The organism is Streptomyces novaecaesareae, from assembly GCF_000716875.1.
GTDB classification, from domain to species: Bacteria; Actinomycetota; Actinomycetes; order Streptomycetales; family Streptomycetaceae; genus Kitasatospora; species Kitasatospora novaecaesareae.
In genome coordinates this window covers 1-12,709 of sequence record NZ_JNWQ01000039.1, presented here as the reverse complement: position 1 = coordinate 12,709, position 12,709 = coordinate 1, and the positions used below count along the sequence as shown (strand labels likewise).

The following is a 12,709-nucleotide window of genomic DNA, read 5'->3' as shown; positions in this document are numbered from 1 at the left end:
ACGGATCTGATGATCCGTCATGGGCATGCGCCAGGGCGGTCCGAATGGCCCCAGCCGCGTGACCCGACCACAGGAATGGAGACCCTGCCGATGCCCGTGGACACGACCCCGGAGACAGAGCAGGTCAAGCAGCAGAGCCTTGCGACGGCCGCTGCCCGTAACCTTGCGACCACGACCAAGTCCGCACCGCAGATGCAGGAGATCACCTCCCGCTGGCTGCTCAAGGTGCTCCCCTGGGTGCAGGCCGCCGGCGCGGCCTACCGGGTCAACCGGCGGCTCACCTACACCGTGGGCAACGGTGTGGTGGAGTTCATCAAGACCGGTTCCCAGGTCCGGGTGATCCCGGCCGAGCTGGGCGAGTTGGCCCTGCTGCGCGGCTACGAGGACGAGGAGGTGCTGACCGCCCTGGCCGACCGCTGCCAGCAGCGGGACTTCGGCCCCGGCGAGGTGCTCGTCACCCAGGGCGAGGCCGCCGACCGCATCTTCCTGATCGCGCACGGCAAGATCAACCAGATCGGCACCGGTAAGTACGGCGACGAGACCGTGGTCGGCGTGGCCGGCGACGGCGACCGCTTCGGTGACGACGCCCTGCTGAACCCGGACGCCCTCTGGGACTTCACCGCCAAGACCGCCACCGCCGGTGTCGCGCTCACCCTGAGCCGGGCGGACTTCGCCGCCATCCGGGACAACGCGCCGAGCCTCCAGGAACACCTGCAGGCCTTCCTGGCCCTGCCGCTGCAGGCCCAGAACGAGCGCGGCGAGGCCGAGATCGCTATGTCGGCCGGCCACCACGGCGAGTTCGAGCTGCCCGGCGCCTTCGTGGACTACGAGCTCAAGCCCCGCGAGTACGAGCTGAGCGTCGCGCAGACCGTGCTCAAGATCCACAGCCGGGTCGCGGACCTGTACAACGAGCCGATGAACCAGACCGAGCACCAGCTCCGGCTGACCATCGAGGCCCTGCGCGAGCGCCAGGAGCACGAGCTCGTCAACAACCCGGAGTTCGGCCTGCTCAACAACGCCGACTTCGACCAGCGGATCCAGACCCACTCCGGCCCGCCCACCCCGGACGACCTGGACGAGCTGCTCAACCGCCGCCGCGACCCCGACTACCTGCTGGCCCACCCGCGGACCATCGCCGCGATCGGCCGCGAGTTCAACGCCCGGGGCCTGTACCCCACCCACGTCGACCTCGGCGGGCAGCAGGTGCCGGCGTGGCGCGGGGTGCCGATCCTGCCGTGCAACAAGATCCCGATCACCAAGGAGAACACGAGCTCGATCCTCGTGATCCGTACCGGTGAGGACAACCAGGGCGTCATCGGCCTGCACCAGACCGGGATCCCGGACGAGTACCAGCCGTCGCTCTCGGTCCGCTTCATGGGGATCGACGAGAAGGCGATCATCTCGTACCTGGTCAGCGCCTACTACTCGGCGGCCATCCTGGTGCCGGACGCGGTCGGCGTGCTGGAGAACGTGGAGATCGCGCACCGCCGCCACTGAGCCCACGGAACGGCGAGCCGGGGCCGTAACCCTTTGGCTCGATGATCGTTTGACCTGATGACGGACGGCCCGCCCCCGGAGGCGGGCCGTCCGCCTGATCGTTTCTGGTCACTTTTGGTCGTGCGCGATTGACTTCCGGGCGGGGGTGGCCGTTCTTGGCCTGCTTGCCGACCGTACGGCGGCCGGCGCTCGGTGCTCGGCGCCTTCGACCCGAGCTCCTTCCGGCCCCCCGTTTCCCGTTCCCTGTGTTCCTTCCTGACGCGAGCCGAGACGACCCGAGAGGTGTGTGGAGCCCATGTCCCAGCGTCGGCAGTTACGACGGATACCGCTGCGCGGCGGTGGGACCACGGCCTCCGAGCGGCGGGTGCGGCTGATCGGCGCGGCGGCCGGCGTGGTCGCGATGTGCGCGCTGGTCACCGGCGCGACCGCGTCCGGGGCCGAGCACACCGGAGGGCACGCGCACGGCCCGGCCGTGGACATCTGCGTGTGCACGGAGACCGAGGTCTCGGTGTCGGTCGGGCCGGGCGGGAGCGTGGGCGTCGGTGTGGGTGTCGACGTCCAGGTCGGAGTCAGCGTGGCCCCGAACGCCGGCACCGGCAAGCACGGCCACAAACCCCCGCACGGGCACCACCCGTGCCACACGCCCAGGGCCACCCCGGCGCCGCTCGCGCCCTCCTCGGCCTCGGCCGGGCTCAGGCCGGGCCCCGGGCGGCCGGAGGACGGGCCGGGCGGGAACGACGGGCCCGGCGGGAACGGTGACGACGACGGGTACGGCTGGCACCACTGGCCTCACCCCTGCCCGAGTCCGACGCCGACGCCCACACCGACGCCGACGCCGACGCCGACGCACACCCCGACTCCGACGCCCACGCCCACGCACACGCCCAGCCCGACGCCCACTCCCACGCCGACACCGACGCGGACCCCCACGCCGCCCCCGGCGCCCGCGCCTCCGCCGCCGCCTCCGGCACCCCCGGCGCCCGCCCCGGTCGTGCCCGTGCCCGCCGCGCCGGTCGCCCCCGTACCCGCGCCGGACCCGCCCGCGACTCCGGCCCCGGCGGTGCCGCCCCCGCCGGCAGCTCCGGCGGCCCCGAGCCCGCTGTGGCCGACCCCGTCCGCGCGGCCGGCGTTCCACGTCCCGGCGTCGAAGCCGATGCCCCTGCCGCAGCGCCACCAGGCCGCCCCGATGACCACCACGATCCTGATCATCATGGTCCCCGGCGTGCTCGCGGCGGCAGTCCTGCGCCCGGGCCGCGGTCGAGGCCGCTCGGGCCGGTCCTGACCGGACCCGCCCTCCGGGGCCGGCCCCGACCTCGGGCTGCCCCGACCTTTCCGTTCCGTCACAAGCCAATCCAGAGAAGGGAGTTCCCATGTCCGAGTGGGTGGCATTGACCATCGCCATGGCGTCGGCCTGTGCCGTCGTGGTGGCGGTGGTGCTGCTGAGGCACCGCCGGGTGGGCGGTGCCGAGGTGAATACCGACGAGACCCCGGACGTCATCGAATACATCACGATGATGATCGGTGTGGTCTACGCGATCGTCCTCGGTCTCGCCATCGCGGGTGTCTGGGAGGCGCGCGGCGCCGCCCAGGACGACCTGTTCCGCGAGGCGCAGTCGCTGCGCGAGGTGAGCGACCGGGTGGTGGTCTACCCGGCCGAGTTCCGCGACCAGGTCCGCGCCGACGTGGACGCCTACGTCACGTACGTGGTGAACGTCGAGTGGGACTACATGAAGGAGAACGGCGAGATCAGCGCGAAGGGCGACCAGCTGCTGCAGAAGCTGCAGACGGACGTCGCCACCCGGCCGCCGGCCTCCGACCTGGAGTCCCAGGCCTACCAGCCGATCATGGACCGGATCAGCCAGGCCTCGGACGCCCGCGACGCGCGCGGCCAGAACGCCGGGCCGACGATGCCGGGGATCGTGTGGTTCGGTCTGATCGGCGGCGCCGTGGTGACCGTCGGCATGCTGTTCGCCCTGCAGATCCGGCGCACGCCACGGGAGTTGGTGTTGGCCCTGTGCTTCAGTGCGCTGATCGCGTTCCTGCTGTTCATGATCTGGGACTTCGACGACCCGTTCTCCCGGAGCGTCTCGGTGACCACCCAGCCGTTCGAGGACCTTTTCCCTTCGCTCAACCTCAAGGGCTGAGCCGGTCGGCTGACGTCCCGGACTGCGGACGGCTCGCGCGGAGTCCCGCGCGGGCCGTCGCTGTTAGCTGATGGGCGTCAACGCAGGCTGCTGTCCATCGAGTTGAGCATCGTTCCGGACGTGTCGTCGTTCTCCAGGGAGAAGGCGAACAGGCCGCCCAGCCCCTTGCTCCTGGCGTAGGCCCCGCGGGCCCGGACGGTCTGCGGGGTGTCACCGGTCCAGAAGTCGGTGCCGTCGTAGACCCAGCTGCTCTCGGTGACCGGATCCCAGTGGGTCTGCGCCGCAGTCGGGTTGAGCTCCTTCCAGGCGGCCAGGCGGCCAGGCGGCCAGGCGGCCAGGCGGCCGGGCCGGCCTCCTGGCTCAGCGGCTTGGCGGCCGTCGGGCCGGCAGCCCGGTAGGTTGACCGGTACGGGCAGGCCCGTCGAACGACCGTCGAACGGAGGAGGCGCGATGGACAGCCGGGACTGGGACGACCGCTACGCCGCGAACGAACTGGTGTGGGGCGCGGCACCCAACCGGTGGGTGGTCCGCGAACTGGCCGACGGCACCCCCGGCCACGCCCTGGACCTGGCCGCGGGCGAGGGCCGCAACGCCATCTGGCTGGCCGCCCGGGGCTGGGAGGTCACCGGACTGGACTTCTCCGCCGTCGCCCTGGAGCGCGCCGAACGCCTCACCGCCGACCTGCCCGACGAGGTCGCCGAGCGCCTCACCTGGCGCCACGGCGACGCCCGCACCTTTGAGGCACCGGCCGCCGGCTACGACCTCGTCCTGATCGCCTACCTCCAGCTCCCCGCCGCCGACCGCCGGACCGTACTGCGCCGCGCCGCCGAGGCGCTGGCCCCCGGCGGCACCCTGCTGGTCGTCGGACACGACCTGAGCAACCTCACCGAGGGCGTCGGCGGCCCGCAGGACCCGGCGGTGCTCTTCACCCCGGAGGACGTCCTGGCCGACCTCGCCGGCCTCGGCCTGCGCACCGTCCGCGCCGAGCGGGTGCACCGTACGGTCGGCGGCGAGCCCGGGCACAAGGACGGGGGAACGGGCGCCGGCGGTGGCGGTGGCGGTGGCGCGGGCCGGGTCGCGGTGGACGCGCTGGTGCGGCTTGAACGGGCCGCCGCATGACCGGCCGCGGCCCCAGCCGGCGGGCGCTGCTGACCGGGCTCGTGGGCGCCGCGCCGCTGGTGCTGGCCGGCTGCTCCTCGGGGGCGTCGGGCAAGCCGGGGAAGGACGCGCCCGTGGCCCGGGCGAGCGACCCGGGCGGGGCGGCCTTCGTGATGGTCATCCGGCACGGCGAGAAGCCCGACGGCGGCCACCCGGGCCTGGACGAGAGCGGCAGGCAGGACGGCAAGTCCCTGACCGAGCGCGGCTGGGCCCGCGCCAAGGCGCTGCCCTCGCTGTTCTCCCCGCCCGCGCCCGGCCTGCGCACTCCGGCCCGGATCCTCGCCGCCGCCGACCAGGGCCCGCTGGCCGGTGCGCACCGGATGCGCCAGACCGTCACCCCGCTGGCCGCGGCGCTCGGGCTGACGGTGGACACCGGGTACGCCGAGTCCCAGGAGTCCGCGCTGGCCGGCGCCGCCCTGGCCGGGGCGCAGCCGGTGCTGATCTGCTGGGAGCACTCGCGGATCCCGCGCATCGTCGAGGCACTGGGCGCCGGCCGCAGCGGCGCCCCTGCCGCCTGGCCGGACCGGTTCGACCTGGTCTGGGTGTTCTCCCGGCCGGCCGGCGGGGCGTGGACCTTCCAGGAGGTGCGGCAGCACCTGCTGGACGGCGACGCCTGATCCGTCCGAGCGCCGGCTTCCTCAGTGTGCGGACGGTTGTCGGGGGTGAGGCGTGGGGCGGTGCGGGGTAGGGGTGCTCGCAGGGCGCCGTCGGATGATCAGAACTTTTCTACAGTGCTGTAGATTCGCGGCACGCGGCGGTGGCAGAACGAGGAGGACGCGATGAGCGTTTCGCTGGCCAAGGGGCAGAAGATCAGCCTGGAGAAGCCGGGCGGTGGGCAGTTGAGCCTGGTCCGGATGGGGCTCGGCTGGAGGGCTGCCGAGCGCAAGGGCTTCCTGGCCAAGCTGCTCGCCGCCGGCCGGGAGATCGACCTGGACGCCTCGGCTGTGCTGTTCGCCCAGGGACGGCCGGTGGACGTGGTCTTCTTCCAGCACCTGACCAGCAACGACGGGTCGGTGCGGCACAGCGGGGACAACCTGGTCGGCGGCTCCGGCGACGCGACCGACGACGAGTCGATCACCGTCGACCTGACCACCGTGTCGGCGGAGGTCGACCAGATCCTCTTCACCGTCAACTCCTTCACCGGCCAGACCTTCCAGGAGGTCGAGGCGGCCTTCTGTCGGCTCGTGGACGAGACCACCGGCGCTGAGCTCGCCCGCTACACGCTCACCGGCGGCGGCCCGTACACCGCGCAGATCATGGCCAAGGTGCAGCGCACGGGCACCGGTTGGCAGATGACCGCGATCGGCCAGCCGGCCAGTGGGCGGACCTTCCAGGACCTGATGCCGGAGCTCGTCAAGCACCTCTGAGCAAGCACCTCTGAGCACGCACCTCTGAGCACGCACCTCTGAGCCACCGGACCGGCTCCCGGGGAGCCGGTCCGGTCGCTCGGCAGGGCGTCAGGCCAGGAGCGGCACGACCTCGGCGGCGATCCATTCCATCGCTTCCTCAAGGTGCTCGCCCGCGATGGGCAGCCAGAGGGTGCAGACCTCGAGTCCGGCGGTGGCGAGCTGGCTCAGCTCCTCGGCGACGCGCGCCGCGGTGGGCTTGTCGCCGCCGAGCAGCCGGCCAGGGGGCGGCGCGATGGCGGGGATGCCGGGCGGGGTGAGGAAGAGGGCGGAGGCGAGCGTCAGGCGCTCGGGGGCCGTCCCTGCGGGCCCGTCGGTCTGTTCGGCCTGCTCGGCCTGCTCAGCTGCGAGTTCGCGCAGGCGGTTCCGGACGGCGGTGAGCTGGTCGGGGTCGACGCCGGTGCCGTACCAGCCGTCGCCGAGGCGCAGCACCCGGCGCAGTGCGGCATCGCTGTGGCCGCCGATCCAGACGGGCGGGCCGCCGGGGGTGGCCGGGGCGACGCCCAGGCGGGCCCCGCGCAGGGTGGTGAACCGCCCGTCGAAGTCGGCGGGCCGGTGCGACCAGAGCGCCCGGGCGGCGGCGAGGTGGTCGTCGGTCCGGGCGCCGCGCTCGCGCACGGGGACGCCGACGGCCGCGAACTCCTCCGGGTTCCACCCGGTGCCGACACCGAGGATCAGCCGACCGCCGGACAGCACGTCCAGCGTGGCCGCCTGGTTGGCGAGCACCGGCGCCGGGTAGTACGGCGCGACCAGGACGGACGTCAGCAGCCGCAGGCGCGTCGTGGCGCCCGCGACGGTGGCCAGCAGGACGAACGGATCGGTGTCCAGACCGAAGCCGCTCTCCAACAGGCGGTTGCCGACGGCGACATGATCGAAGCCCAGCTCCTCGGCCCGGCGGGCGGAGCGGAGCAGGGCGAGTCCGTCACCCGTCGGCGGGGCGGGCTGGAGCGAGACACCGAGGCGAAGCTGGGGCATGACACGGCCTTTCGGCGGGAGTCCGGCGGTGGGGGCGGGGCGGCGCTCGGGCCGGCCTGCCGTCAGGTGTCAACTCCGGTACGTGCTCGGTTCGTTCCGCCACGGGAAGAATCCTTGATCGGCGCCGTCCGGGCGTCGCACCCTCGGTGCCCTCGCCCGAGCGGTGTGGCGGGGGCCCAAGTGGGAGAAGCCCATGCTCAGCCGTTGTGCCAGGGGCGCGGTTCCTCGTACGGAACCGCGCCCCTCCTGGTCTGCTGCTCGGTCAGCGCTTCGGGGCGGCCGAGGGCGAGAGCGAGGCGCTGGGGGTGGTGCTCGGCGCCGGGCTCGGGGTGCCCGTCGCCGTCGGGGCGGGGGTCGGGCAGCTGGGGGTGCCGGTGGGCGTGCCGGTGGGCGTCGCTGTCGGGGTGCCGGTGGGCGTGGCGGTGGGGGACGGGCTGCCCGTCGGGGTGGGCGTTCCGGTGGGCGAACCGCTGGGCGTGCCGGTCGGCGTGGCCGTGGCCGTCGGGTCCGGGCAGGCGGTGGGCGTGCCGGTCGGGGTGCCGGTGGGCGTCGTGCTCGGCGTCGTCGACGGGGTGCCGGACGGCGTGCCGGTCGGGGTGGTGGTCGGCTGCGCCGTCGGCGACGGCGAACCGCTCGGCGTCGGCGCCGTGGTGGGGCTCGGAGCGGTCGTCGGCTGCGCGGTCGGGTCCGGCGTCGGAACGGGCGTCGTGCCGGTGCCGGTGCCGGTGCTGCCGCTGCCCGTCGTGCTGCCGCCGGCCGGGAGGTACGGCGAGGGCAGCGAGGTGGGCGGCACCGGGGCCCCGGGGCGGTTCGGGACGGTGGTCACCGTGCCGCTGCCGTAGTGGGCCATCCAGTTGCGGACCGTCCGCAGGTACTCGCCGGAGTTGTTGTAGCTGAGCACCGCCCGGTCGAGCTGCGCCGGGTCGGCGAGGTCGCGGCCGCCCGCGCACAGGTAGCGCCCGGCGGCCTCGGCGGCGTCGAAGACGTTGTTCGGGTCGGCCTTGCCGTCGCCGTTGGCGTCCACGCCCCAGGCTGCCCAGGTGGAGGGGATGAACTGCATCGGGCCGACGGCGCGGTCCCAGCGGGCGTCGCCGTCGTAGCGGCCGCCGTCGGTGTCGGGTATCGCGGCGAAGCCGTTGCCGTCCAGCGCCGGGCCGAGGATCGGGCGCAGCAGCGTGCCCGAGGCGTCCACCTGGCCGCCGTTGGCCTGGCCGGACTCGACCTGGCCGATCCCGGCGAGCAACTGCCAGGGCAGGTGGCAGCCGGGGGAGCGCTGCGCCAGCGAGGCCTCGGCCTGGCGGTAGGCGGCGAACACCGTGGCGGGCAGCGCGGGACCGGTGGCCGCGAACGGGCCGGCGGCGGGCGCGCCGGGCAGCGCGCCGGGCGGCTGCGGGAGCTGGACGGTGCCGCCGCCGTCGGCCGGGACGCCGGTGCCGAAGGTGCCGGGAGTGCCGGGCGAGGGGCTGCCGAGCGGGAAGTCGGCGCTCTGGGAGGCGGCACTGTTCGTCGGGCCGGTGTCGGCGGCCGCGACCGGCGCGAGCCCGAGGCCCGTCACCTGAGAGCCGGTCAGCGCGGCCAGTGCGGCGAAGGCCGCGGCCGTCCCCGTGACCCGCTTGCCGACCCGGAGCTTCCGCCCGCCCTGGGTACTGCCGAACCTCGCCGTCATCCGTGTCCCCTCCCGTCGCCGCCCGGACCATCCCAGAACGGTTGAGCTGTCGTCATCGTGCCTGTCCACCTGATGACGGCACCCGCCACCGGACGATTAGTATCACGACGATCTGACAGGGACAGGGTGACCGGGAGAGGGCCCGATGCCCACCGAGGGGTTAACTCGGCACCTCAGCGGGGGTGTGCGCCGCCCCGGGGCGCCGTCGGAGTGTCGTCGGAGCGCCGCCCGGAGTGCCGCCCTGGGCTCGTGACCCGCGCCGCCCGCGCCCGCTCCAGGCGTCATCTCCCGTTGCGGTACGAGGAGTTGACCAAGGGACCAACGAGAGGGGGCGCGAGCCCCGGGGCCCGGACCGGCGGTTCGGAGCACAGGGGTGGTACGTGCGCGGCGGTTCGAGCTCCCCGGCGGCGCCCGCGGCCGACCGGTCTGACCTGCCGGAACGTCCGGCGCGGGAGCCGGGCGCCTCTACCAGGACGGGCCTGCCGGCGCCAGGGTGCGCCCCCAACTCGGCCCTGGACGGGTGATGTTCCGGTGAAAGTGGGCATGCCAGGAATCACCGCCCGGCATGCTGTGCCGCGTGATGATGCGGATGGAGGTCCGGACCGTGAGCGCGAACCTGCCGGAGACCGTCGCCGAGGGAACGGTCGTCCTGCCGGCACCCCCTCGGGTCGTGGACGACCTGGCCCGAGACCTGACCCAGGCAGCCGCCGCCGTCCGGGCGGTGTCGCGCAGTTGCCGCTCCGGCGGGGACCTCGCGGTCGCCGCGTACACCGCGGTGGTGTGTACCGGCCGGTCGGCCGCCCGTGCCCTGGAGGAGGCCGCCGCCTGGTGCCGGCAGGCCCCAGAGGCCGAGGTGCACTCGCTGGCCTGGGCCCGGGTGCCGGGGCACCGGGAGGACGTCCACGAGTACCGCGTCACCCTGGCCGTCAGCTTCCCCGACGACGAGACCGGCGAGCACCTGGGGGACACGCATCACGGCTGCCGCTGAGGTCGTATCATCCCTCCATGACCGAGGGGGGTACGAACGACATGGTGGACGGGACGGCCGACGGTAGGGACGGCGCTTCGTCGGCCCCGGGTGCCGACGACGACGGTCCGAAGGAGCTCTCGCGGGCCGCCGCCGTCACGGCCACCGTCCTGGCCGCGCTGTGCGGTTCGGCGGCGCTGCTGGCCGCGCTCCACTGGCTGGGGTGGACCGCCCCGGGGATCGGTTGGATCGTCGCCAAGGCCGGGATCAAGCTCACCGTCGGCGGCTTCGCCGTGCTGGCCGTCGGCCTGGACCAGCTCCGAAGCCGGCTGAAGGCCCGGTCCCGGGGCTGATCGGACGCGGCGCCGGGGCTGGTCGGACACGGCGTCGGGGCTGGTCGGACACGGCCCCGGCGCCGCCCTGCAGGCCCCGGCGCCGGTCGCCCGCTGTGTCAACTCGCCTGCGGCGAAGCGCAGGTGAGGTCGTGGGCGGGTGCCCGGTCGTCCAGCAGGTAGCGCTCGACCACGTCGGTGACGCAGGGGTTGGCCCCGGGGTACTGGCCGTGGTCCCCGCTCCCGGTGACGGTGACCAGCCGCGAGCCGTGCAGCGCGCGGTGGGCGCCGAGCGCCGCCTCGTAGTACGTCGCCGGGTCGTGCACCGAGTTGAGCATCAGCGTGGCCGGCAGGTGTGCGCCGGTGACCTTCACCTTGGGCGCCGGGGCGACCGGCCAGGACGCGCAGACCGCGCCGAAGGCGAGCGACCGGGCGCCGACCAGCGGCCAGCGGGCGGTGTTCTCGGCGCCGCGCTGCACCCAGGTGTCCAGGTCCCTGGTCCACGGGGTGTCGCTACAGGTCACCGAGAAGTACTCGGCGAGGAAGTCCGGGCTGAGGTAGCCGCCGAAGGCCTTCGCGGCGGCCGCCCTGGTCGCGGGGTCGGTGGTCTGCCAGTTGTCGACGGTGGCCAGGAGCCGGGCGACGTCGGGGAAGTTCGAGGCCTCGTAGATCCCCGAGATCGCGATGTTGTCCAACTGGTTGGGGCCGATCGTCACCGAGCCCTCGACGATGGGCGCCTCGTGCAGGGCGGCCCGCCGCTGCTCCCAGTGCGCCCGCACCTGCTCCGGCGTCGAACCCCAGTGGTAGGTGGCGTCCCGGGCCGCGAGCCAGGGCACGAAGTCCTCGTCGAAGCGGCGCTGGAAGCTCATCGGCTGGCCGAGTTGGAACTTCTCCCAGGTGCCCTCGAAGCCGATGTTGCTGTCCAGCAGCATCCGTTCGACCCGGTGCGGGAAGAGCGCCCCGTAGTAGGCGCCGATCATCGAGGCGTAGGACGGCCCGTCGTAGCTGAGCTTGCGCTCGCCGAGCAGGACGCGGAACAGGTCGACGTCGTGGGCGGTCTGCTCGGTGTTCAGGTAGGGGATCAGATCACCGCTGCGCTCCTGGCAACTGGCCGCCAGTTTCTTGGAGTTGGCGATGACGCGGTCGATCGCGGCGGGGGACTGGTCACGGTAGTCGCCGGCCAGGAACTCCTCGAACTCCGACTGGGTCTGGCAGACGGCCTTGGTGCTCGCGCCGACCCCGCGCTGGTCGAAGCCCACGATGTCGTACGCGGCGCCGACGGCCGGGGCCGAGGCGGCCAGCCCGGCCGGGCGGGTCAGGCCCGAGGCGCCGGGGCCGCCGGCCGCCAGCAGCAGGGTGCCCTTGCGTGCGGCGGCCGGGCCGGTGGCGCGGTGCCGGGAGACGGCGATGGTGAGGTCGGCCCCGACGCCGGGGTGGTGCCAGTCCCTCGGGGTGGTCATGGTGGCGCAGTCCAGGGTGGGCTTCGTGGCGCAGGGCTGCCAGTTCAGGGTCTGGTGGGTGTAGCGGGCGGGTGCCGGGTCGGCGTCGCCCGGGTCGCGGGCGGTGTCGGCGGTGGCGGTGGCCGGCGCGGCGAGACCGGCGAGCAGGGCGGCGGCCACGGCCAGCGCGGCGCGCCGGGCCCGGGTGGCGGTGGCCGCCGGTGCGGTGGCCGTCGTTGCGGGGTTCGTCGTTGCGGTGTCGGTCGTTTCGGTGTTCGTCACGGGAACGATCCTGTCCGCCCGCGTCCTGACGATCGATCACCCGCACTGCCGTCTTCGGGGTGGTGCTGGCTACACCCCCGTCCGGGGGTGTACCGCTTCCGGCCGTCAGTAGGCGGCGGTGAAGCGGCTGCGGCGGTGGGCGGGCTGCTCGACCTCGTCGAGGAGCGCGACGGCCAGGTCCTCCATGGAGATCGCCGAGTCGCCCGCGGCGTCGACCAGCAGTTCGTCGCGCCCGAGCCGGAAGCGGCCGGTGCGCACGCCGGGTTCGAGCAGCGCGGCCGGGCTCAGGTACGTCCAGTCGACGTCCTCGCCGGCGGCGCGGTAGAGGTCCAGCTGCTCGCTGCAGGCCAGCGCGATCGACCGGATCTCGGCGGGGAAGTCGGGGGTCTCCACGAGGGTCGTCCCGCCGGCGCCGGGGACGGTGAGGCTGCCGGCGCCGCCGACGGCCAGCAGCCGCACGCCCGTACCGGCGACGCCCGCGAGCAGGCCCTTGGTGGCCACGGACAGTTCGTGCTCACGGCCGGGCGCCGGGCGGGTGGCGGTGATCACCACGTCCTGGCCGGCGGATATCCGGGTGACGTCCTCGGGGTCGCCGGCGTCACCGACGGTGAGTGCGGCGGTGGCCGGCAGGCCGTGCGGCTTGGCCGGGTCCCGTACGACGGCGGTGACCTCGTGGCCGCGGGCGAGTGCCTCGGCCACGACCCGGCTGCCGACGTTGCCGGTGGCGCCGAACACGGTGATGCGCATGGGGTTCTCCGTAAGGTGTTAGACGGCCCGGGAGGGCCGGATGTGGCTGATGGGGTCTTGCCTTCAGTGGCTCCACAGGAGTGGCCGTCCGGCTCT

The 12,709-nt window shown here is 74.0% G+C and carries 13 protein-coding genes; 8 read left to right on the top strand and 5 right to left on the bottom strand.

Going from position 1 to position 12,709, the window contains the following annotated elements; all coding sequences use genetic code 11:
• Positions 1 to 90 precede the first annotated feature (90 nt).
• From OP86_RS17060 to OP86_RS17050, 3 genes are all read left to right on the top strand, one after another.
• The gene (locus OP86_RS17060) at positions 91 to 1,497 is read left to right on the top strand and encodes a family 2B encapsulin nanocompartment shell protein (RefSeq protein ID WP_033332199.1); all 1,407 of its coding nucleotides are present in this window, start codon (positions 91 to 93) and stop codon (positions 1,495 to 1,497) included.
• 295 nt (positions 1,498 to 1,792) lie between these two features.
• On the top strand, positions 1,793 to 2,779 hold the full coding sequence (locus OP86_RS36635) for a hypothetical protein (protein ID WP_157849758.1): 987 nt from the start codon (positions 1,793 to 1,795) through the stop codon (positions 2,777 to 2,779).
• 88 nt (positions 2,780 to 2,867) lie between these two features.
• Positions 2,868 to 3,641 (top strand): bestrophin-like domain, encoded by a 774-nt coding sequence (locus OP86_RS17050; protein ID WP_030059482.1) that lies wholly within the window; start codon positions 2,868 to 2,870, stop codon positions 3,639 to 3,641.
• 77 nt (positions 3,642 to 3,718) lie between these two features.
• On the opposite strand, the gene OP86_RS38115 is transcribed toward OP86_RS17050, so the two are convergent.
• Positions 3,719 to 3,955 (bottom strand): glycosyl hydrolase family 18 protein, encoded by a 237-nt coding sequence (locus OP86_RS38115; protein ID WP_245231785.1) that lies wholly within the window; start codon positions 3,953 to 3,955, stop codon positions 3,719 to 3,721.
• Between the two features lie 136 nt (positions 3,956 to 4,091).
• Here OP86_RS38115 and OP86_RS17045 point away from each other — a divergent pair, with 136 nt between their 5' ends.
• The 3 genes from OP86_RS17045 (at position 4,092) to OP86_RS17035 (ending at position 6,166) form a co-directional block, all read left to right on the top strand.
• Positions 4,092 to 4,760, top strand: coding sequence for a class I SAM-dependent methyltransferase (locus tag OP86_RS17045; protein WP_063832393.1), 669 nt, complete (start codon positions 4,092 to 4,094; stop codon positions 4,758 to 4,760).
• A complete protein-coding gene (locus OP86_RS17040) occupies positions 4,757 to 5,416 on the top strand; it encodes a hypothetical protein (protein WP_030059484.1) in 660 nt (219 codons plus the stop codon). Before OP86_RS17045 ends, OP86_RS17040 begins: the two co-directional genes overlap by 4 nt.
• A 162-nt stretch (positions 5,417 to 5,578) precedes the next feature.
• On the top strand, positions 5,579 to 6,166 hold the full coding sequence (locus tag OP86_RS17035) for a TerD family protein (protein ID WP_030059485.1): 588 nt from the start codon (positions 5,579 to 5,581) through the stop codon (positions 6,164 to 6,166).
• Between the two features lie 90 nt (positions 6,167 to 6,256).
• Here OP86_RS17035 and OP86_RS17030 read toward each other — a convergent pair whose 3' ends face one another.
• Together OP86_RS17030 and OP86_RS17025 are read right to left on the bottom strand one after the other, a co-directional pair.
• Complete coding sequence (locus OP86_RS17030) at positions 6,257 to 7,180, bottom strand: TIGR03619 family F420-dependent LLM class oxidoreductase (RefSeq protein ID WP_030059486.1); 924 nt, start codon at positions 7,178 to 7,180, stop codon at positions 6,257 to 6,259.
• Between the two features lie 262 nt (positions 7,181 to 7,442).
• On the bottom strand, positions 7,443 to 8,846 hold the full coding sequence (locus OP86_RS17025) for a lytic transglycosylase domain-containing protein (RefSeq protein ID WP_030059487.1): 1,404 nt from the start codon (positions 8,844 to 8,846) through the stop codon (positions 7,443 to 7,445).
• Between the two features lie 604 nt (positions 8,847 to 9,450).
• Here OP86_RS17025 and OP86_RS17020 point away from each other — a divergent pair.
• Together OP86_RS17020 and OP86_RS17015 are read left to right on the top strand one after the other, a co-directional pair.
• On the top strand, positions 9,451 to 9,834 hold the full coding sequence (locus tag OP86_RS17020) for a hypothetical protein (RefSeq protein ID WP_157849757.1): 384 nt from the start codon (positions 9,451 to 9,453) through the stop codon (positions 9,832 to 9,834).
• Between the two features lie 17 nt (positions 9,835 to 9,851).
• Complete coding sequence (locus OP86_RS17015; RefSeq protein ID WP_033332169.1) at positions 9,852 to 10,166, top strand: hypothetical protein; 315 nt, start codon at positions 9,852 to 9,854, stop codon at positions 10,164 to 10,166.
• Positions 10,167 to 10,264: 98 nt separating this feature from the next.
• On the opposite strand, the gene OP86_RS17010 is transcribed toward OP86_RS17015, so the two are convergent.
• Positions 10,265 to 11,866, bottom strand: a complete 1,602-nt coding sequence (locus tag OP86_RS17010) for an alpha/beta hydrolase (RefSeq protein ID WP_245231782.1) — start codon at positions 11,864 to 11,866, stop codon at positions 10,265 to 10,267.
• A 105-nt stretch (positions 11,867 to 11,971) separates the two neighbouring features.
• The gene (locus OP86_RS17005; protein WP_033332167.1) at positions 11,972 to 12,613 is read right to left on the bottom strand and encodes an NAD(P)-dependent oxidoreductase; all 642 of its coding nucleotides are present in this window, start codon (positions 12,611 to 12,613) and stop codon (positions 11,972 to 11,974) included.
• Positions 12,614 to 12,709: the final 96 nt, after the last annotated feature.